The organism is Duganella sp. AC917, from assembly GCF_979258245.1.
Map to the genome: position 1 here is coordinate 2,376,822 of NZ_OZ409848.1, position 20,604 is coordinate 2,397,425.

Below are 20,604 nucleotides of genomic sequence, written 5' to 3' on the forward strand. Positions count from 1 at the left end.
GATATGCCCGCCGTTGTCCGTGTGAATCGGGTAGAGTGGCACTTCTAGCAACCCGGCACAGCAACCTGCGCACTGCAACCATGGCTTACCCAATTGAGCACAAACTGGTCATCGGCATCGCTTCCAGCGCGCTGTTCGACCTCACCGAATCCCACAAGATCTACCTGGAGGGCGGCGCCGAGGAATACCGAAAGTATCAGGAGCAGCATATAGACGTAATACTGGGCAAGGGTGTGGCTTTTCCGTTCATCCGGCGCTTTCTCGGCATCAACAAACACTATGCGCAATCGTCGCCTGTCGAGGTCGTCCTGCTGTCGCGCAACTCGCCCGAGACCGGCCTGCGCGTGATGAATTCGATCGCCCACTACAACCTCGACATCTCGCGCGCCTGCTTCGTTACCGGCAAATCGCCGTACACCTACCTGCCCGCCTTCAACACCTCGCTGTTTCTCAGCGCCAACGAGGAAGACGTGCGCAACGCGCTTGAGGCCAATTATCCGGCCGGGCTGGTGCTACCCTCGCGCACCGAGGACGACGATCACGACACCGAGCTGCGCGTGGCCTTCGACTTCGACGGCGTGATCGCCGACGACGAATCCGAAACCGTCTTCAAGCGCAACAACGACGTCGACGAGTTCCACGCCCACGAGCGCGAGCGGGTGGCGATCCCGCACCAGCCGGGGCCGCTGGCCGACCTGTTCCAGAAGCTGTCGCTGATGCAGCGGCTGGAGGAACGGGCGCAGCGGCGCGATCCCGGCTATAAAAAGATCCTGCGCATCGCCATCATCACGGCGCGCAGCGCGCCCTCGCACGAGCGCGTCGTCACCACGCTCAAAAGCTGGGGCGTATCGGCCAACGAGACGTTTTTCCTCGGCGGCATGGAGAAATCGCGGGTGCTGGCCATCTTCAAGCCGCACATCTTCTTCGACGACCAGCTGAGTCATTTGAAGTCGGTCGGCGGCAACATCCCGATGGTGCACGTGCCGTTCGGCGTGGCCAACCGGCCGCCCAAGCTGGCCATCTGATTGGCCGTCCGACACCGGGTCAGACCGGACCACGGCGCTGGCGGGCATCGTCTATAATGTCGGCATCGGCGCTGCCATTGCGGCGCCGCCTGACCGTTGACTAACCACCCGTAACCGTTAAATCTGCGTCGCCCTTATTGTGCCCTTAGTCTTAGCCAAATCGATTCCCAAACCAGGTAACCGCTTCGCCCTGCCCACCTTGCATGGCTCGTCGGATGCTTACGCGCTCGCGCTCACCGCGCTCGAACTGAAATCGCAGGGCCAGATGCTGGCCGTGATCGTCGCCAACGCCAGCGACGCCCAACGCCTGCTCGACGAGATTCCATGGTTCGGCGGCGACAAGCTGCGCTGCCATTTGCTGCCGGATTGGGAAACGCTGCCCTACGACGCCTTCTCGCCGCACCAGGACCTGGTGTCCGAACGCCTGGCCACTTTGCACGAGATCTCCAGCGGCCAGTGCGACGTGATGCTGGTGCCGGCCACGACGGCACTGGTGCGCATGGCGCCGCCGTCGTTCCTGGCGGCCTACACGTTCTTCTTCAAAAAAGGCGAATCGCTCGACGAGGCGCGCCTGAAGTCGCAACTGACGCTGGCCGGCTACACCCACGTGACGCAGGTGATGTCGCCCGGCGAATACTCGGTGCGCGGCGGCCTGATCGACCTGTTCCCGATGGGTTCCGCCCTGCCCTACCGGCTCGACCTGTTCGGCGACACCATCGAAACCATCCGCACCTTCGACGCCGACACCCAGCGCTCGCTGTACCCGGTCAACGAGGTGCGCCTGCTGCCGGGCCGCGAATTCCCGATGGACGAAGCGGCGCGCACCACCTTCCGCAGCCGCTGGCGCGAGCAGTTCGAAGGCGATCCTTCGCGCTCGGTGGTGTACAAGGACATCAGCAGCGGCATCGCCTCGGCTGGTATCGAATACTACCTGCCGCTGTTTTTCGAAGACACGGCCACGCTGTTCGACTATCTGCCGCAAGGCGCCGCGCTGGCCCTGGTGGGCGACATCGACGCCGCCATCAAACGCTTCTGGACAGACACCGGCTCGCGCTACCGTTTTCTTAAGGCCGACCGCGAACGCCCGATCCTGTCGCCGGAAGCGCTGTTCCTGTCGGACGAGCAGTTCTTCACTTTGGCCAAGCCTTACGCACGGTTGGCGATTTCGAAAGATGCGGACAGTGGCGCCTCCGAGTTGTCGGCGCCCGTGCCCAACATCGCCGTCAACCGCCACAGCGAAGACCCGCTGACCAACCTGCGCGCCTATCTGCTGCAAGCCGGCCGCCGCGTGATGATCTGCGCCGAATCGAACGGCCGCCGCGAAACGCTGCAGCAGTACTTCGCCGAATACGACCTGGCGCTGACGCCGGTCGAGGGCTTCGAAGGCTTTGCCACCTCGAGCGCCAAACTGGCGCTGGGCGTGGCGCCGCTGCACGCCGGTTTCGAGCTGTCGACGCCCAACGAAAACCTGATCTTCATCACCGAGACCGAGCTTTATGCGGGTTCGGGACGCCGCGTCGGCAAGAAGAAGCAGGAAGCCGTCACCCAGGTCGAGTCGATGGTGCGCGACCTGTCGGAGCTGAAGATCGGCGATCCGGTGGTGCACATCAACCACGGCATCGGGCGCTACATGGGCCTGACCAGCATGGACCTGGGCGAAGGCGAAACCGAATTCCTACACCTGGAATACGCCAAGGACACCAAGCTGTATGTGCCGGTGTCGCAGCTGCATGTGATCTCGCGCTACTCCGGCGCCTCGCCGGAAGACGCGCCGCTGCATTCGCTCGGCTCGGGCCAGTGGGAGAAAGCCAAGCGCAGGGCCGCCGAACAGGTACGCGACACCGCCGCCGAGCTATTGAACCTGTACGCCCGCCGCGCGCTGCGCGAAGGCCACGCGTTCGAATATTCCGCGCACGACTACGAACGCTTCGCCGACAGCTTCGGCTTCGACGAAACGCCGGACCAGCAGGAAGCGATCAACAACGTCATCAAGGATATGACGTCGGGCAAACCGATGGACCGGCTGGTGTGCGGCGACGTCGGCTTCGGCAAGACCGAGGTGGCGCTGCGCGCGGCATTCATCGCCGTCATGGGCGGCCGGCAGGTAGCCATCCTGGCGCCGACCACGCTGCTGGCCGAGCAGCACGCGCAGACCTTCGCCGACCGCTTTGCCGACTGGCCCGTGCGCATCGCCGAGATGTCGCGTTTCCGCACCGGCAAGGAGATCAACCAGGCGATCAAGGGCATGGCCGACGGCACGCTGGACATCGTCATCGGCACCCACAAGCTGCTGTCGGACGACGTCAAGTTCACCCGACTGGGCCTGGTCATCATCGACGAGGAGCACCGCTTCGGCGTGCGCCAGAAGGAGGCGCTCAAGTCGCTACGCGCCGAGGTCGACGTGCTGACCCTGACCGCCACGCCGATTCCACGCACCCTGGGCATGGCGCTCGAAGGCCTGCGCGACTTCTCCGTCATCGCCACGGCGCCGCAAAAGCGCCTGGCGATCAAGACTTTCGTGCGCAGCGAGGGCGAATCGATCATCCGCGAGGCCTGTCTGCGCGAATTGAAGCGCGGCGGCCAGGTGTACTTCCTGCACAACGAGGTCGAGACCATCCAGAACCGCATGGCCATGCTCACCGAGCTGCTGCCGGAGGCGCGCATCGCCGTCGCGCACGGCCAGATGCACGAGCGCGACCTGGAAAAGGTGATGCGCGACTTCGTGGCGCAGCGCTTCAACATCCTGCTGTGCACCACGATTATCGAAACTGGTATCGACGTGCCGACCGCGAACACCATCATCATGCACCGCGCCGACAAGTTCGGCCTGGCGCAGCTGCACCAGCTGCGCGGGCGCGTGGGCCGCTCGCACCACCAGGCCTACGCCTACCTGCTGGTGACGGACGTGCAGTCGCTGACCAAACAGGCGCAGCGCCGCCTCGACGCCATCCAGCAGATGGAAGAACTGGGCAGCGGCTTCTATCTAGCGATGCACGACCTGGAAATCCGCGGCGCCGGCGAGGTGCTCGGCGACAGCCAGTCCGGCGAGATGACCGAAATCGGCTTCCAGCTGTATTCGGACATGCTCAACGAAGCGGTGCGCTCGCTCAAGGCGGGCAAGGAGCCCGACCTGGCCGCGCCGCTGGCCACCACCACCGAGATCAACCTGCACGTGCCGGCGCTGCTGCCGGCCGACTTCTGCGGCGATGTGCACGAGCGGCTATCCATCTACAAGCGTATGGCCAACTGCAACGCCCAGGACAAGATCGACGACATGCAGGAAGAGATGATCGACCGCTTCGGCAAGCTGCCGGACGCCGTCAAGGCGCTGATCGAAACCCACCGCCTGCGCATCTCCGCCAAGACGGTGGGCATCGTCAAGATCGACGCCCACGGCGAAGCGGCCACCTTGCAGTTCATGGCCAAACCGCCGATCGACCCGATGCGCATCATCGAGCTGATACAAAAAAACCGCCAAATCAAGCTCAATGGCCAGGACAAACTGAAGATAACCGCCAATATGCCGGATCTGGCAGCGCGTGTCGCCCAGATCAAAGGCGCCATCAAACAGTTGACCGCTTGAGGCTGGCGTCGTACCTTGATGCCATAGCCCAAACAACGCTAATTCTATGAAAACCGCAAAAGACACCATGAACCTGGTTTTACAGGGGCTCGACGATTGTAGGGCCCGACTCGAACGCATCGCCGCCCTCACCGCACCGAAGTCCGTCATCTGGATCAACGAGCGCGCGCTGCGCTGCGAAGGCATCACCTTCTCGCCGGCGCTGCGCCAGACTATCGAAGTGGCCGCCCACGCGGCGCAACTCGACGCCACGTACTCGATCGGCATGCACAAGATGAGCGAGTTCAAACTCGTCGCCATGGATATGGATTCGACGTTGATCACCATCGAGTGCATCGACGAAATCGCCGACATGCAGGGTTTGAAACCACAGGTGTCCGAGATTACCGAGGCGGCCATGCGCGGCGAACTCGATTTCGCCGAAAGCCTCAAGCGCCGCGTCGCGCTGCTCGAAGGTCTGGACGCGTCTGCGCTGGAACGCGTCTACGACGAGCGCCTGCAATTGTCGCCGGGCGCGGAGACCATGCTCAAGGCGGTGCAACAGGCCGGCCTGAAAACGCTGCTGGTGTCGGGCGGCTTCACCTTCTTCACCGAACGCCTGAAAAAGCGCCTGGACCTGGACTACACCAACGCCAACGAACTGGAAGTGGTCGACGGCAGGTTGACGGGCAAGGTGATCGGCACCATCGTCGACGCCGAGGAAAAGAAGCGCACCGTGGAACGCGTCTGCGCGGAGCTGGGCATCGAACCATCGCAGGCGATCGTCATGGGCGACGGCGCCAACGACCTGAAAATGATGGGCATCTCGGGCATGTCGGTGGCCTTCCGCGCCAAGCCGGTGGTGCGTGAACAAGCCAACGTCGCGCTGAACTTTGTCGGCCTGGACGGCATCCTGCCGCTGCTAACCTGACGTGGCGCGGGCCATCCCCGCGCCGGACGCGTCGACCGGCGCACGCCAATGCGGCGGCAGGTTCGCGTGGATATTGGTGGCCGCCACGGCACCCTGCCCCATCGCCACGCTGATCTGGTTCAACCCCTTCACAACGTCGCCCACCGCGTACAGCCCCGCCACGCTGGTGCGCTGATATTCATCGACCAGCAGCTCGCCGCACGCCGCTTCGGTTTGCGCGCCCAGCGCCGCCGCCAGTTCCGAGCGGGCGCTCTCGCCCAGCATCGGATACAGCACATCGGCATGGTACTCGGCGCCGTCGGCGGTGTGCAGCACCGGGGTCATCCGGACCGTCATGCCCACGCCCTTGACCGGCGCCTGCACATAACGCACGCCCGCCTGCTGCAGGCGAATGCGCTGCTCCGCGTCCAGCGGTACGGAGTCGTCGCGCTCGAACAGCGTCACGTCGGCTGAAAAGGTCCGCATGAACACCGCGTGGCCCACCGGGTTGGCGGGCGACGTGATCACCGCGATTTTCTTGTCCAACACGTCGCAGCCATCGCAAACCGGACATAGACGCACTGCGCCGCAGCGCACGGCATCGTGCCAGTTCTCGATGGGAAGACCGGCGTCGGCCACGCCGGTCGCCAGAATGACCATCCGCGCGAGCACCTGCGTCTCGTTGAAATCGGCGACAAAGCCTTCATTATCTTCCACCAGCCGAGTGACCTCGCCCGCAGTGACGTGGGTATCGTAGCGCGAAAGCTGATCGCGCAAGCGCTGCTGCAACTGATGCCCAGGTATCCCGTCCGGGAAGCCGCCGTAGTTGTGCGTCACCGGGATCAGCGACAGCCGGCTGTGGCCCTTATCGACGATCATCACGCTGCGCTGAAAACGGCGCAGGTAAATCGCCGCTTCAAGCCCGCCAGGGCCGCCGCCTATGATCAATACATCGCAGGAAAATGGGCCACTTGGGCTGATCGCATTCATTGGTCCAGTATCCGACGGACCGGTTCGACGTCCCATCGGCGCACGGCCCACGCCGGCGTGAGATTTTGCCGACACCCCGGCGGCGCTGTGCTATTTCGTCCGCAAGAACGCGATCAAACCGTCCGAAGCGTCCTCGATATAGTCGAGCACCAGATCGAACCCGCGCCCGCCTACATAGTAGGGATCGGGCACGACGTCGGACCAGCACATGATCGAAGGCCTCGAAGTCGGCGGCCGCCACCTTTCGGGAGCGCTGGGCCGTGGAATGCCATCACGTTGCTATAATTACCAGATGACCAACACTCCCCATCCCTCGCCGCGCGCCGAATACACGCGGCGCATGAACCGCGTACTGAACTATATCGACCAGCACCTGGATCAGCCGCTGGACCTGCGGCAGCTGGCCGAAGTCGCCAATTTTTCGCCCTTCCATTTCCACCGCGTGTTCGCCGCGTGGATGGGTGAAACGCTGGGCGACTATGCGCGGCGTCGGCGGCTGGAGAAGGCCGCATTTCGGCTCAGCTGCAAGCCGGCGGTATCGGTGCTGGAGACGGCGCTGGCGACCGGCTTTGGCTCAGGCGAAGCGTTCTCGCGCGCCTTTAAACTCAAGTTCGGCTGCACGCCGACCCAATGGCGCCGGGACACGCGCGAGCGCCTCGCGTCGCAGGCGCTGCAGCCAGGCCGCGGGAACTTGCTTGACGCCGACAGCAATCTGGATCAGGTACTGGGCAAGTTCGATCAGACACCGCAACGCGGCTTCGGCGACGATGACATCTCCAACAACGACCAAGGAGATTTCCACATGAACGTCAACGTCATCGAGCTGCCCGCAGAACGCGTGGCCTATCATCGCTACATCGGGCCTTACGGTCCCGGCATCGGCACCTTTTGGCGCGCGACGGTTGCGCCATGGATCCAGTCGCATGGCCTGGGCCAGCAAGGCTGCTACGGCGTCGGCCTCGACGATCCCAGCATCACGCCGCCCGACAAGTGCCGCTACGACGCCTGCGTCGCGGTCCCCGACGGCTTCGACAGCGCTGGCTCGGCCGACATCGCCACCTTGCCCGGCGGGCGTTACGCCGTCGCCCGCTTCGAAGGCCCGCCCGCCGGCATCGCCGACGCCTGGACTTGGCTCACGCGCAACTGGCTGCCGGAGAGCGGCATGCAGTGCGACGACCGGCCATGCTTCGAAATGTTTGGGCAGGACACGGTGACCAACCCGCAAAACGGCCAGATGGTCTGCGACCTCTGCATCCCGGTCAGGCCGCTGTGACAACAGGTCGGCCTGTGTGCGGCGACGCACGCATGCCGGCCATCGCAGGGACCTCCGCGCAATTTGCACCCCAAAACTGAAACCGGATTGCTATACTCTTAACCAAGACCATCAACATTAAAGGAAATACCATGTCGCAGGAATTGGTTCTGGATAGCCGGGTCGGCTCAGCTAAGACCACCGCATGGTGGCTGTACATCGTCCATGGCGTCAGCTTTGTGTTCTCCCTTGGCTTGTTTTCGGTGATCCCGCTGATCATCAACTATGTGCAACGTCCGGGCACCGAAGGCACGTTTGTCCACAGTCACCACACGTGGATGATCCGCTCGTTCTGGTGGTATGTGGTGTGGATGGCGCTCGGCGGGCTGCTGGCGATCACCATCATCGGCATTCCGGTCGCCTGGCTGGTGTGGGCAGGCGCCTGGATCTGGAAAGCCTACCGTCTGATCGCCGGCTTTATCCGCCTGAACGACAACTCGGCGGCGGCGATCTAACCGCCCAGCAAGCGCTTCGCCTCGCGCAGGCCTTCGACGATCACCTCGTAGGCCTGGCGCCGCGTCGCCTCGTCCGGCGCGCGCAACACATACGACGGGTGATACACCGTGACCACCCAGCGGCCGTCGTGCTGCACCGGCGCTCCCATCACCGATTTCATGGTCACGCTGCCGTCCTTCATAACCGATTTCAGCGCGGTGCTCCCCAGCGCCACCACGACTTCCGGGCGCACGCGCGCCAGTTCTTCTTCCAGCCACAAATGGCAGGCCGCGATCTCCTTTTGTGCAGGCGTTTTGTGCAGCCGGCGTTTGCCGCGCGGCTCCCACTTGAAGTGCTTGACCGCGTTGGTGAGGTAGATGCTGTCGCGCTCCATCCCTGCTTCCCCCATCGCCTTTTCCAGCATCGCGCCGGCCGGGCCGACGAACGGCAGGCCCTGCAAATCCTCCTGGTCGCCCGGCTGCTCGCCAACGAGCATGATGCGCGCCCGTTTGGGGCCAACGCCGGGCACCGCCTGCGTGGCGTTCTCCCACAGGTCGCAGCGGCGGCATTGGTCGAGCGTGGTCGGCTGCTCACGCTCGGGCTGCGCGCGTTCGGCCGCGATCGGGATCGTGGTCGCGCCCCCGCGCCGGCCCACGGTGCTGGTCTGGCCGGTGCGACGCTCGCCATTGGCGGCGGCGCTGACCATCGCCGGCACGATCGCCCCTTCCGGCAGATTCTTCCAGAAACGCGAAGGGATATGGCTGCGCAGCAGATCTGCGTTCAGGCGCGCGGGGTTGAAGATGCTGCGGTAGTAGGTCAGCCACAAAGCCTCGCCGGCGTCCTCGATGTCGGCCGCGCTGCGCATCAACGACGGCGCATCGTGCAGGTGCTCGCCGTCCCACAGCACGGCGGCGGCCGGCGTGGCGATCATCCATGTGACGTTGCCCATGCGGCGGGCGAAATGCCGCGCCACCTGCGGCAGCACTTCGTGGGTCGGTTCGAACCACGCGACGAAACGCGGCGCGCCGTCTTCCTCCTTGCGCTCGCGGAAACGTACATACGCATGCATGTCATGCTCCTCCCGATGAACAGCTTTGACCATCCCGTGCAGCCGCGCGCCATTCGCATCGGCCGGCGAAATCACATCGTGCTCGCCCAGATGCCAGCGCCAGACCACCTTGTACAGAAAGGACCAGCGGTCCGGGGCGCTGAAACAGGCGGCGCTGACGAGTAGTTCCATCAACTGGCGCGGCAGCCGCAGGGTTGTCGACGTTGGCACCGGACCGGAAATCGCGTCGGGCGCCGCCCCGGTTTGCTCATCAGGCGCGACCGAAAACAAATCGCCGTCCTCCGGCTGTGACAACCATTCTACGAATTCGGGCGCGACGTGGCGCGCGATTAGCTCTCGTGCCGCGTCGCGCCATTCGTCGAACGACTGAACCACCCGCCGCATCATGCCGCCTGCAGCTCCGGCCATAAATTCATCTGCTGGGGAGCATCGGCCATCGCACGTCGCAAATGTTCGGACGGGCCGGCGTCGTTGGAGGGGAAATAATCGGCCGTGATGATAAAGGGCGAAATCTTCTTCATACTGCAGCGCAGCCGTGACAGATCGGCGTAACGGATTTGCCGCAACCGCCGCAGATCGATCAGCCGCTGCGCGTTGCGCAAACCGATGCCCGGGATGCGCGCGATCATATGCGGCTCCGCGCGGTTCAAGTCCATCGGAAAATGCTCGCGGTGCTCGAGCGCCCACGCCAGCTTGGGATCGATGTCGAGCGCCAGATTGCCGGTCGCCGGCAGCAGCTCCTTGACCTGGAAGCCATAACTGCGCAGCAGGAAATCGGCCTGGTACAAACGGTGCTCGCGCAGCATCGGCGGCGGCGCCAACGGCACGCTTTTCGGGCTTTGCGGAATCGGGCTGAAGGCCGAGTAGTAAACGCGTTTGAGCTTGTAGCTGCCGTACAGCGTCTCGGCCGTGGTCAATATCTGCTGGTCGTCGCTGGCGTCGGCGCCGACGATCATCTGCGTGCTTTGCCCGGCCGGCGCGAAGCGCGGCGACTTGGGCTCCTCGGCCTTTTCATCGAGCTTACGGCGGATGGAACCCATCGCCAGCTTGATCGTGTGGACGCTTTTTTCCGGCGCCAGCTTCTGCACGCTATCTTGCGTCGGCAGCTCGATATTGACGCTCAACCGGTCCGCATAACGGCCGGCGGCGGCGATCAGCGCCGGATCGGCATCGGGAATCGTCTTCAGATGGATATAGCCGCGAAACTGGTGCACCTCGCGCAGTTCGCGCGCCACCTGTACCAACTGTTCCATCGTGTAATCGGCCGACTGGATGATGCCGGAACTGAGAAACAGCCCGTCGATGTAATTGCGAAGGTAGAAATCGGTGGTAAGTTTGACCACCTCGGCGACCGTGAAACGGGCACGCGGCACGTTCGAGGTGCGGCGGTTGACGCAGTACTGGCAGTCGTACAGACAGTAATTGGTCAGCAGAACCTTCAGCAGCGACACGCAGCGACCGTCCGGCGTGTAGCTGTGGCAGATGCCCATGCCGGTGGTCGCGCCGAAACCGTCCTTGCCGATGGAGTTGCGCTTCGGCGCCCCGCTGCTGGCGCAGGAGGCGTCGTACTTGGCCGCATCGGCCAGGATCTCCAGCTTATCCGTCAACTCCATGCTTGCCCCGATGTTGTGATACTGTATAAAAACACAGTATAGCAACCTTTGGCCAGCGGGGGCGACTATTGATCGCCGCTATGCGGTTCAAACACGGGACAAGGCCGATCGAGCTCCCGTCCCTATTACAGCGTGTCGACCATTTTCTGGGCAAGGTAGTGCGCCGCCTTACGCCACTCCTTCTCGATTCGCTTGGGATCGTCATGCAGTTGCTGCCAGGTCGTGGGATCGATGGGACTGGCGATGGAAGGGAACATGCGCTCGGTATCGCTCCAGAGCACTTTGCCCGCGCTGTCGGTCAACTCCCCCTTGATTTGCATTACCGGCACGACGTTCGAGCTCGTGAGGTACGTCACGCCAAACCCGTACTGGGGTAGCGAGACCTTCAATACAGGCAAGGTGTCGTTGCCCGGTGCGCCGACGGTCACTTTGCCGGAGGCCCGCAACACCTTTACGAACTCGTCGTGCACGATGGCGTCGACCGATACGGCGTGAGCTTGCAAAAAGTTGTCAAACGCCGTTCGATCGCTTGCGGAGGTTGATCCAATAGCGGCGCCGATGATGCCGAACATCGTGCCAATCTTGACGCTGCTGGGAGCAAGTAGAAACAGGTCGCCCTTTTGGACGGCACTGCCCACGGAGACGGTCCTGACACTGGCGCGGTCCGACTCACTCAACCTTTGCGTCGACGCGCAGCCGCCGAGCGTCAGCGCCATGGTCAGGATAGCGACCATCTTAAATTTTTGCATCATTTATCCCAGAGATATCAAACTAACAAAATAAATTCCCATCGGCATTACATCAGCTTAGTTTACGATGGTCAACAAATTAATTATTTCGTATTGTTTCTGAAACTAGGTCAATTGATACAATAGGAATACAAGTTTTTTAGAGGGTTTGGCCAGTCCCTCCGGGGAGGTCAGCGGACGATCTGCTTCAGCGCGTCGACCAGCGCGGCGCATTCCTCGTCGGTACCGATCGAGATGCGCAGGAACTGGTCGATGCGCGGCTGTTTGAAATGCCGCACCAGGATGGCCCGCTCGCGCAGCGCCGCCGCGATGGCCGCGCCATCGTGTCCCCGATGGCGGGCGAATATGAAGTTGGCACGCGACGGCAGCACTTCGAACCCCAGCTCCACCATGCGCGCCGTCAGCCAGGCGCGCGTGGCGATGATGGCTTGCGACGTCTGCTCCATATACGCCGCGTCCTCGATCGCCGCCAACGCGCCGGCCTGCGCCACCTGCCCCAGCGGATAACAGTTAAAACTGTTCTTCACCCGCTCAAGCCCGGCGATCAGGTCCGGATGGCCGACCGCGAAGCCGACCCGCAGCCCCGCCAGCGAACGGGATTTGGACAAGGTCTGCACCACCAGCAGATTGTCGTAGCGGTCCAGCAGTGCGACCGCGCTGTCGGCGCCGAAGTCCACATAGGCTTCGTCGATCACGACCACCTGGTCCGGATGCGCGGCCAGCAGCGTCTCGATCCGCTCCAGCGGCAGCGCGATGCCGGTCGGCGCGTTCGGATTGGCGATGATGATCGCGCCGCACGGCTGCGTGTAGTCGGCGACGTCGATCTGGAATTGCGCGTTCAGCGGCACCTGGCGCGCTTCGATGCCATACAGGCTGCAATAGGTCGGATAAAAACTGTAGCTGATATCCGGACAAAGCAGCGGCTTGTCGTGCTTGAGCAGCGCGTGGAAGGTATGCGCCAGCACCTCGTCCGAGCTGTTGCCGACGAAGACCTGCGCACGCGTCAGGCCGAAGCGCTTGGCCACGGCATCCTTGACCGCCGTGCTGGCAGGATCGGAGTACAGCCGCAGCGAGTCGCCCACGGCTGCCTGCATCGCCGCCACCGCCTTCGGCGACGGGCCGTAGGGATTCTCGTTGGTGTTCAATTTAATCAGGTTGGACATGCGAACCTGCTCGCCCGGCGTGTACGGCGTCAGTTCATGAACGATGTCACTCCAAAAACGGCTCACAGCATTGCTCCCATCGCGCGTTCAATATCCGCGATTAAATCGTTGACGTCTTCGAGGCCGACGTTGAAGCGCACAAGAATACCCCGGTCGTTCCAATCCTTGCGCATGTGTTGTATCCGATACGGCATCACCAGGCTGTTGGCGCCGCCCCAGCTGTAGCCGATCTTGAACAGTTCCAGCGCATCGACGAAGCGGTCGGTCTGTTCTTCCGTGAAGCGAGGATCGAACAACACCGAGAACAAGCCGCCCGCTCCGCTGAAATCGCGCTTCCAGATGTCATGGCCGGGACAATCGGCAAAGGCAGGATGCAGCACCTTGGTGATCTCGGGACGGGCCTGCAGCCACGCGGCCAGCCTGCGCGCGGCCGCGTCGTGGGCGTCGAAGCGCAGGCGCATCGTCGGCAGGCCGCGTAGCACGAGATAGGCGTCGTCCGCGCCAACGCCCATGCCGAGCCGCATGTGCGCCAGGCTCAAACGCTCGTTGAGCGCGGCGTCGCGCGTGATGACGGCGCCCATCAGCACATCCGAGCCGCCGGACTGGTACTTGGTCAGCGCCTGCATGATGATGTCGACGCCCAGGTCGAAGCCACGCAGCGCCAGACCGGCCGACCAGGTGTTATCCAGCGCGACCAGCACGCCGCGCGCATGCGCTGCCGCGCAGATGGCCGGCAGGTCGGGCACTTCCATCGACACCGATCCGGGCGCCTCTGTCCAAATCAGCTTTGTATTGGGCTGGATCAGCGCGGCGATGCCGGCGCCGATCAGCGGATCGTAATAGCGCGCGGTGATGCCGAAATCGGCCGACAGCCATCGTCCCAGCTCGCGGTTGGGGTTATAGACGTTATCGGGCAGCAGCACATCGTCGCCAGCCTTGAGCAGCGCGAAATCGACCATCGCGATCGCCGCCAGGCCGCTTGGCGCCAGCAGGCAATGCGTGCCGTCCTCGATCTCGGCCAGCCGCGCCTCGAGGGTGAAGGTGGTCGGCGTTCCGTGCAGGCCGTAGGTATAGGCGTTCTTCTCTTTCCAGTCGCCCGAGCGCATGGCGGCGACGTTCTTGAACAGCACCGTCGAGGCGTGATGGATCGCGTTGGGGAAGGCTGCGAAACCTTCGGGCGCTTGGTAATCGGAGTGGATCAGTGCCGTCTGCGGGGATTTTTTGATGGTCATATCTACATCATATACATAAGCCAGATGAAAAAAAGGCGGACCACAGCGGGTCCGCCTTCATGCTGATTACTGAGCCTCGCCCCACAGGTCGTGGGCGTCGGAGGTGGTGATCCTGACGTCGACGAACTGGCCGACCACCAACTTCTTGTGCGGCTCGTACGGCGGCTTGACATACACCACGCCGTCGATTTCCGGCGCGTCGGCGCTGGAACGGCCGATGCCGCCGCTGCGATTGACTTCATCGATCAAGACGCGCACGGTCTTGCCGACTTTGGCCTTCAGGCGATTCTTCGAAATTTCTTCCTGCAGCAGCATCACGCGGCCGCGGCGCTCTTCGCGCAGCTCTTCCGGCACCGGATTGGCCAGTTCGTTGGCGGTGGCGCCTTCGACCGGCGAGTAGGCAAAGCAACCCAGGCGATCGATCTGAGCTTCCTTCAGGAAGTCCAGAAGGTATTCGAATTCCGCGTCGGTCTCGCCCGGAAAGCCGGCGATGAAGGTCGAGCGGATCGTCAGGTCCGGATTCATCTGGCGCCAGGCCTGGATGCGGTCGAGGTTTTTCTCGCCGCTGGCCGGGCGCTTCATACGCTTCAATACGTCGGGATGCGCGTGCTGCATCGGGATATCCAGGTACGGCAGGATATGGCCGTCGCCCATCATCGGGATGATCTGGTCGACGTGCGGGTACGGATAAACATAGTGCAGACGCACCCAGGCGCCGTACGACTTGGCCAGCTCGCCCAGCGCTTCGGTCAGTTGCGTCATGTGCGTCTTGATCGGACGTCCGTTCCAGAAACCGGTGCGGAACTTGACGTCGACGCCATAGGCCGAGGTGTCCTGCGAGATCACCAGCACTTCCTTGACGCCCGATTTGAACAGGTTTTCCGCTTCCAGCATCAGGTCCGCGATGGGACGCGACACCAGGTCGCCGCGCATCGATGGGATGATGCAGAAGCTGCAGCGGTGGTTGCAGCCTTCGGAGATTTTCAGATAGGCGTAGTGCTTAGGCGTCAGCTTGATGCCCTGCGCCGGCACCAGGTCGATGAACGGCTCGTGCGGCTTTGGCAGGTGGAAGTGGACCGAGTCCATCACCTCGGTCAGCGCGTGCGGGCCGGTCACGGCCAGCACCTTCGGGTGCACCTTCATGATGATGTCGTCGCCGGCGGCGTCTTTTTTCGCGCCCAGGCAGCCGGTCACGATCACCCTGCCGTTTTCGGCCAGCGCTTCGCCGATGGCGTCGAGCGATTCCTGCACGGCGGCGTCGATGAAGCCGCAGGTGTTGACGATCACCAGATCGGCGCCATCATACGACTTGGCCGTTTCGTAGCCTTCGGCACGCAGCTGGGTCAGGATCTGTTCGGAGTCGACCAGCGCCTTGGGGCAGCCGAGCGAGACGAAGCCGACCTTCGGTGCGGCACCCGTGACGGAGGTGCTGGCGGCGGCGGGCTTGGTGATACGGGAGAGTGGTTGCGATTGCATGATAGGTTGCCTGGGGTTGCGAAAAGCGCCATGAAAATTACGAGCAATCGACGATTATACCCTATTCTCATAGGGAGATCATGCTAGGATAGCGCTTCACCAATATAGATAGACTAAGCTCGGGAGAACGTGTGGCAACGCTGAAAGACGTCGCAATGCTGGCCGGTGTGGGCATGTCGACGGCATCGCGCGCCATCTCGGGCGCCGGCCCCGTGTCCGCCGAGTCGATGAAGAAGGTCCAGGCGGCGATCGAACAGCTCAATTTCCGCCCCTCGTCCATCGGCCGCTCGTTGTCGGCGCAATCGCTGGGCATCATCGGCATCTACGTGCCCTCGTTCTTCGGCGCCTACTACGGCACCATCCTCAAACAGACCGACATCGAACTGCGCGCCATGCGCCGCCACGTGGTGGTGGCCACCGGCTGCGGCGACGGCACGCCGCGCGACGAGGCCATCGAAGCGGTCAAGTTCCTGATCGGGCGCGATTGCGACGGCATCGTCGTGCTGGGCCACGACCTGCACGACGAAGACATGCTGGCGCTGCGCAAAATGCATCCGAAGCTGGCCTTCCTCAATCGCCACTGCGCGCAGCTGGAAGAAGCCTCGTTCTGCCCCGACCACCGCCACGGCGGCGCGCTGGCTGCGCGCACCCTGCTCGACGCGGGACACCGCCAACTGGCCGTCATCTCCGGCCCGGCCGCCACCTCGGACAACCAGGCGCGCATGGAAGGCTTTTTCGCGGAGCTGGAGGGCCATGGCATCGGTCGTTTTGCGGTGCAGCTGATCGAATCGGACTTTTCGCGCGAAGGCGGTTTCGGCGCCACCCAGCGATTGATCGAAGCGCGCCGCGTCGTCGAAGAGGGCCAACGGTTCACCGGCCTTTTCTGCGCCAACGATGAAATGGCGGTCGGCGCGATGGCGGCCTTCCACCGCGCCGGCATCAACGTGCCGGACGAAGTGTCCGTCGTCGGCTACGACGACGACTATTCGGCCGAATTTTCCTCGCCAGGCCTGACGTCGGTGCATATACCGATGCAGCAGCTGACCCAGAACGCCGTGCGCTGGCTGCTCAATCAATGCTATGGCACCGAGCATGCCATCTCGCGCGATTTTCCAGTCACGGTCTCGAAGCGCGGGTCGGTCGCCACCCGCGTCTGAGCCGCTGCGCTCTCCACATAGAAAATATTTGTAAGAAAGACTAATTTTTTGCGGCGTCGGTGCGTCTCTTCTATAGTTTCCACCACCATAGACCCGTTTCAATACGGCGCGCCGCGCACACTGGCGATGACGGCCAGCTACCGCTGGTAAGGTGACACCACGCCATAAAAAAAGGCCGGCATCGCTGCCGGCCTAAAACCACGGAGACTCCCCTGTGTTGGATACCCTGCTTTAGAACTTCATCGACACCCGCGCGCCTATCGTGCGCGGGTTGTTGTAGTACGCCGCCCAGATTTGCTCGGTGGGCTGGCACGGCGCGCCAACCTGCGTGCACACTTCCACCGCGTCATATTTCACGTCCTTGTCGGTGGCATTGTTGACGAACAGCTCGGCCGTGTAAGCCTTGTTGCGCGGCTCGAAGCGCAGGCTCAAATCCAGTGTGGTGTAAGCCCGCTGCTGCTTGACACCGGGATGACCCGGCACATCGTTGTTGAAGGCGCCAGAACCGACGAACGACTCGGTCTCGTAGTGGGCCGACACGCGCGGTGTGAGGCGTCCCTTGCCGATGTCGAAATCGCGCTCGTACATCAGCGTGGTGGCGAAGGTCGGCGCGTGTTTCAGCACACTGCCGCCGACGTTGACGGTCGGCGCGGTGGTCCCGCAGGACTGTCCGTTGGCGCGCGCGGCGTCGACGTCGCACGACAGGAAGTCGTCATAGCGCGCTTTGAGCCAGGTGGCGTTTCCGCTGAAGCGATCGACGCTGGTCGGGCGGAAGTTCCACTCCGCTTCGATGCCCTTGACCGACGCCCCGGCCGCGTTGAAGTTCTGCAGCGTGTTATTAACCACCTGTGATTCCAGCTTGTCCTTGTAGGTCATCCAGAACGCGTCCAGATTCAGCGTCAGCTTGCGGTCGAACAGGTCGGACTTGAAGCCGATCTCGTAGCTGGTCAGCTTTTCAGGCTTGGTGGTGGCGCCGCCGTCGCCGATGGCCGGCGAATGGAAGCCGGTCGTCACCGACGCGAAGGTCAGGATATCCTTGGTGACCTTGTATTCCACACGACCCAGCCAGGTCGCCTGACCGTACGCCAGGTCGGCGGTGTTGTCGCCATAGGTATTCCCGCAGGTGGCTTGATTCACAACCCCGCCCGGACCGATGTTGTGGGTGTTGATGGTGCCGGTGCCGGGCGTGACCAGCTGCGCGATCTGGCCCGGCGTCAGGTTGACGGTGCCGCGCGGCGGATTGTCAGGCCAGTTCGGGCAGGCCCAATTCTGGCCGCCCACATCGTACTTGTGGTCCTTGGTGTAACGCGCGCCGGCGGTGAGCTTCCACAGCGGATCGATGTCGTAGCTGGCCTGCGCGAAGACGGCCTTGGAATGCAGCTGCCGGTCGCCCTGGATGAAGGACATGGCCGACGCGTACTGGCCCACGGTCGGCTGCACGAAGATCACGTTGCCGTTGGCGATATCCTGCTCAAGCATCGCCTGCGAGATCTGGCTGCGGTCGATGTCGAAGCGAACCTTGTTCTTCTCCTTGAAGAAGAACAGGCCGCCCACCCATTGCAGCGCCGATTCCGAATCGGAGCGCACCTGCAGCTCGTTCGACAGGCTGTCGAACTGGCCCCATTCGGTGCGGTTCTCGGCCTTGAAGCCGGGATAGAGGCCGGCGTCGGCATCGCTGGCATTGGTGCGTTTCAAACGGCTCCAGGAACCCAGGTACTGCGTCTCGATGCCGTCGAACGGCCGCCATTGCACCTTGGCCTTGCCGGTGATGATCGATTGATCGAGCGCGCCGGGCGTATCGATCAGCGCCGAACGCAGGTCCTGCCCCGGCGCCGGTTCCGCCGCCAGGTAGATGTTGCCGGCGCCGGTGTCGCTGTAATAGTCGGCGATGAAGGTCGCCTTCAGGTCCGGCGTGAAGCGCCACAGCAGCGACGCGCGTGCGCCCTTCTGGTCTCCCGCGCCATATTTGCGCGTGCCCGGCGCCACATTGGAGCCCTTGCGGAAATCGACATAGCCGTCGCGCCGATCCTGGATGGCGGCGATACGCAGCGCGATATCGTCGCTGAGCGGAATATTGATCATGCCCTGGGTCTGGATGCGGTGATAGTCGCCTACCGTGATGCTGGCCGAGCCGAACATCTTGGTCGGATTGGGCGCGCCGGAGACCAGGTTGACCGCGCCGGCGGTCGAATTGCGGCCATTGAGCGTGCCTTGCGGACCGCGCGCCACCTCGACGTGGCTCAGGTCATACATCAGCGCCGTCGCGCCTTGCGGACGCGCGACGTAGATCCCATCGACGTAGAACGCCACCGCGGGATCGCCCAGCTCCGTATGGTTGGCCGAGCCGACGCCGCGCATGTACACGTGCACGCCGCCCGAATCGCTGTGCGGTTCGACGACGAGACTAGGCACCATTGCCGTCATCGACGCCAGGTCCTTGACCTGGTTGTTGGCCAGCGTGTCCTGCGTGTACGCGGTGATCGCCAGCGGCGTGTCCTGCACCAGGGTGTCGCGGCGGGTCGCGGTGACGATGATTTTTTCCATGTCGCCGCCGTTGGTCTGGGCGGCGGCCGTGGCTTGCTGCGCCATCGCCGCGCCGCCCGTCAGCGCCAGTTGCGCTATTTGCGCGATGCTCAGCGCCAGGATCGTTTTCTTCATTTTGTCTTCCTCACTTCTTCCATCGGTTGTGGGGTCGTGCATCGCTCTGACGGCGAATACGCACGAGTGGAACCGGTACCACCGCAGGACGCAGGGATGCGACGGGCCATGCCGTGGCGGCCCGGCCCGAATGACTACGCTACGCGGCCAGTGCCGTCTTAGAGCCGCTGTTCGCTGGCTCCGTCAAACAGGGAAAGTCGTTTGGTGCGGATTGAGAAGCTGATGTCCTTGTCGCTGTCGATCTTTTGCTGGTCCTGCACGATGCCGGCGATCTGCGTGCCGTGGAAGTCCAGCCACAACACGCGATGCGCGCCCATGGCCTCCACCAGCGAGACGGTAGCGCCCACGATGCCCTCGGCGCCGTCGGTGTTGCCGATGTCGACGTCCTCCGGCCGCACGCCAAGCACGCATTCGCGCGTACCGACCGGCGGCTGGCTAAATGGATAGTGCGTCACGTCGACGGCCAGGTACTCGTTGCTAAACAACGTACGACCGCCATGCTGCTCCAGCCGGCCCCGGAACAGGTTCATGCCGGGCGAACCGAGGAAGGTGGCGACGAACAGATTGGCCGGCTCGTTGTAGATATTGGCTGGCGTGTCGAATTGCTGCACCACCCCGCCCTTCATCACCGCCATGCGCTGCGCCAGGGTCATCGCCTCGACCTGATCGTGGGTCACGTAGATCATCGTCGCGCCCAGCTGCTTGTGCAGCTGTTTGAGCTCGCGCCGCAGCTCCGTGCGCAGTTTGGCGTCGAGATTGGACAAAGGCTCGTCGAACAGCATCACATCGGCCTCGCGCACGATGGCGCGGCCGATTGCCACGCGCTGCCGCTGGCCGCCGGACAGATTGGCGGGCTTGCGCTTAAGCAGAGGCCCGAGCTGCAGCATGTCGGAGGCGCGTGACACGCGCCGCGCGATTTCCGCCTTGGGCGTGCCGCTGATACGCAGCCCGAAAGACATATTGTTCTCGACGTTCATCGTCGGATACAGCGCGTACGACTGGAACACCAGCGCGATGCCGCGATCCTTGGGATCGGCCCATGTCATGTCCTTGCCGCCGATTTCGATCTGGCCGGAGGTGGTGTCGATCAGGCCCGCGATGCTGTGCAACAGCGTCGACTTGCCGCAACCGGAAGGCCCCAGCAGCACCACGAACTCGCCGGCCTTGACGTCGAGGTTGAGTGATTCGATAACCTTGGTGCCGCCCAGTTCAATTTGCAGATTGCGTATCGCTACATTAGACATGATGATAGA

At 63.2% G+C, this 20,604-nt stretch carries 15 protein-coding genes; 6 read left to right on the forward strand and 9 right to left on the reverse strand.

Going from position 1 to position 20,604, the window contains the following annotated elements:
• The first annotated feature begins 80 nt into the window (after positions 1–80).
• From ACZ0BA_RS10265 to serB, 3 genes are all read left to right on the forward strand, one after another.
• Positions 81–1,025, forward strand: coding sequence for a 5'-nucleotidase (locus ACZ0BA_RS10265; protein ID WP_463451178.1), 945 nt, complete (start codon positions 81–83; stop codon positions 1,023–1,025).
• Positions 1,026–1,164: 139 nt separating this feature from the next.
• Positions 1,165–4,608, forward strand: a complete 3,444-nt coding sequence (gene mfd, locus ACZ0BA_RS10270) for a transcription-repair coupling factor (RefSeq protein WP_463451179.1) — start codon at positions 1,165–1,167, stop codon at positions 4,606–4,608.
• 67 nt (positions 4,609–4,675) lie between these two features.
• A complete protein-coding gene (gene serB, locus ACZ0BA_RS10275; protein WP_463454738.1) occupies positions 4,676–5,518 on the forward strand; it encodes a phosphoserine phosphatase SerB in 843 nt (280 codons plus the stop codon).
• Here serB and ACZ0BA_RS10280 read toward each other — a convergent pair.
• Positions 5,510–6,445, reverse strand: coding sequence for an NAD(P)/FAD-dependent oxidoreductase (locus ACZ0BA_RS10280; protein ID WP_463451180.1), 936 nt, complete (start codon positions 6,443–6,445; stop codon positions 5,510–5,512). The two genes, serB and ACZ0BA_RS10280, sit on opposite strands and share 9 nt — an antisense overlap.
• Positions 6,446–6,695: 250 nt before the next feature.
• On the opposite strand from ACZ0BA_RS10280, the gene ACZ0BA_RS10285 reads away from it, so the two are divergent.
• Positions 6,696–7,760: an AraC family transcriptional regulator gene (locus tag ACZ0BA_RS10285; RefSeq protein WP_463451181.1), complete on the forward strand. Its 1,065-nt coding sequence runs from the start codon at positions 6,696–6,698 to the stop codon at positions 7,758–7,760.
• A 131-nt stretch (positions 7,761–7,891) separates the two neighbouring features.
• Positions 7,892–8,254, forward strand: coding sequence for a DUF4870 family protein (locus ACZ0BA_RS10290; RefSeq protein ID WP_463451182.1), 363 nt, complete (start codon positions 7,892–7,894; stop codon positions 8,252–8,254).
• Here ACZ0BA_RS10290 and ACZ0BA_RS10295 read toward each other — a convergent pair.
• From ACZ0BA_RS10295 to rimO, 6 genes are all read right to left on the reverse strand, one after another.
• The gene (locus ACZ0BA_RS10295; RefSeq protein WP_463451183.1) at positions 8,251–9,711 is read right to left on the reverse strand and encodes a UdgX family uracil-DNA binding protein; all 1,461 of its coding nucleotides are present in this window, start codon (positions 9,709–9,711) and stop codon (positions 8,251–8,253) included. The genes ACZ0BA_RS10290 and ACZ0BA_RS10295 overlap by 4 nt on opposite strands.
• Complete coding sequence (locus ACZ0BA_RS10300; RefSeq protein ID WP_463451184.1) at positions 9,687–10,916, reverse strand: putative DNA modification/repair radical SAM protein; 1,230 nt, start codon at positions 10,914–10,916, stop codon at positions 9,687–9,689. The genes ACZ0BA_RS10295 and ACZ0BA_RS10300 overlap by 25 nt, the downstream gene beginning before the upstream one ends.
• A 125-nt stretch (positions 10,917–11,041) precedes the next feature.
• A complete protein-coding gene (locus tag ACZ0BA_RS10305; RefSeq protein WP_463451185.1) occupies positions 11,042–11,665 on the reverse strand; it encodes a hypothetical protein in 624 nt (207 codons plus the stop codon).
• 170 nt (positions 11,666–11,835) lie between these two features.
• Complete coding sequence (hisC, locus tag ACZ0BA_RS10310) at positions 11,836–12,894, reverse strand: histidinol-phosphate transaminase (RefSeq protein WP_463451186.1); 1,059 nt, start codon at positions 12,892–12,894, stop codon at positions 11,836–11,838.
• Positions 12,891–14,060, reverse strand: coding sequence for a cystathionine beta-lyase (locus ACZ0BA_RS10315; protein ID WP_463451187.1), 1,170 nt, complete (start codon positions 14,058–14,060; stop codon positions 12,891–12,893). Before ACZ0BA_RS10315 ends, hisC begins: the two co-directional genes overlap by 4 nt.
• A 66-nt stretch (positions 14,061–14,126) precedes the next feature.
• Positions 14,127–15,536, reverse strand: a complete 1,410-nt coding sequence (gene rimO / locus ACZ0BA_RS10320) for a 30S ribosomal protein S12 methylthiotransferase RimO (RefSeq protein WP_463451188.1) — start codon at positions 15,534–15,536, stop codon at positions 14,127–14,129.
• A gap of 131 nt (positions 15,537–15,667) precedes the next feature.
• On the opposite strand from rimO, the gene ACZ0BA_RS10325 reads away from it, so the two are divergent.
• The gene (locus ACZ0BA_RS10325; RefSeq protein ID WP_463451189.1) at positions 15,668–16,693 is read left to right on the forward strand and encodes a LacI family DNA-binding transcriptional regulator; all 1,026 of its coding nucleotides are present in this window, start codon (positions 15,668–15,670) and stop codon (positions 16,691–16,693) included.
• Positions 16,694–16,924: 231 nt separating this feature from the next.
• Here the strand turns inward: ACZ0BA_RS10325 and ACZ0BA_RS10330 are convergent, their stop codons facing one another.
• Positions 16,925–19,351 carry a TonB-dependent receptor gene (locus ACZ0BA_RS10330; protein ID WP_463451190.1) on the reverse strand — a complete coding sequence of 809 codons (2,427 nt, stop codon included), beginning with the start codon at positions 19,349–19,351 and terminating at the stop codon, positions 16,925–16,927.
• Between the two features lie 158 nt (positions 19,352–19,509).
• Positions 19,510–20,595, reverse strand: a complete 1,086-nt coding sequence (locus ACZ0BA_RS10335) for an ABC transporter ATP-binding protein (protein ID WP_463451191.1) — start codon at positions 20,593–20,595, stop codon at positions 19,510–19,512.
• Between the last annotated feature and the right edge of the window lie 9 nt (positions 20,596–20,604).

Coding starts and splice junctions, on each gene's coding strand:
- ACZ0BA_RS10265 (WP_463451178.1), top strand. CDS start 81: ATGGCTTACCCAATTGAGCACAAACTGGTCATCGGCATCGCTTCCAGC.
- serB (WP_463454738.1), top strand. CDS start 4,676: ATGAACCTGGTTTTACAGGGGCTCGACGATTGTAGGGCCCGACTCGAA.
- ACZ0BA_RS10285 (WP_463451181.1), top strand. CDS start 6,696: ATGATCGAAGGCCTCGAAGTCGGCGGCCGCCACCTTTCGGGAGCGCTG.
- ACZ0BA_RS10290 (WP_463451182.1), top strand. CDS start 7,892: ATGTCGCAGGAATTGGTTCTGGATAGCCGGGTCGGCTCAGCTAAGACC.
- ACZ0BA_RS10295 (WP_463451183.1), bottom strand. CDS start 9,711: ATGGCCGGAGCTGCAGGCGGCATGATGCGGCGGGTGGTTCAGTCGTTC.
- ACZ0BA_RS10300 (WP_463451184.1), bottom strand. CDS start 10,916: ATGGAGTTGACGGATAAGCTGGAGATCCTGGCCGATGCGGCCAAGTAC.
- ACZ0BA_RS10305 (WP_463451185.1), bottom strand. CDS start 11,665: ATGCAAAAATTTAAGATGGTCGCTATCCTGACCATGGCGCTGACGCTC.
- ACZ0BA_RS10315 (WP_463451187.1), bottom strand. CDS start 14,060: ATGACCATCAAAAAATCCCCGCAGACGGCACTGATCCACTCCGATTAC.
- rimO (WP_463451188.1), bottom strand. CDS start 15,536: ATGCAATCGCAACCACTCTCCCGTATCACCAAGCCCGCCGCCGCCAGC.
- ACZ0BA_RS10330 (WP_463451190.1), bottom strand. CDS start 19,351: ATGAAGAAAACGATCCTGGCGCTGAGCATCGCGCAAATAGCGCAACTG.
- ACZ0BA_RS10335 (WP_463451191.1), bottom strand. CDS start 20,595: ATGTCTAATGTAGCGATACGCAATCTGCAAATTGAACTGGGCGGCACC.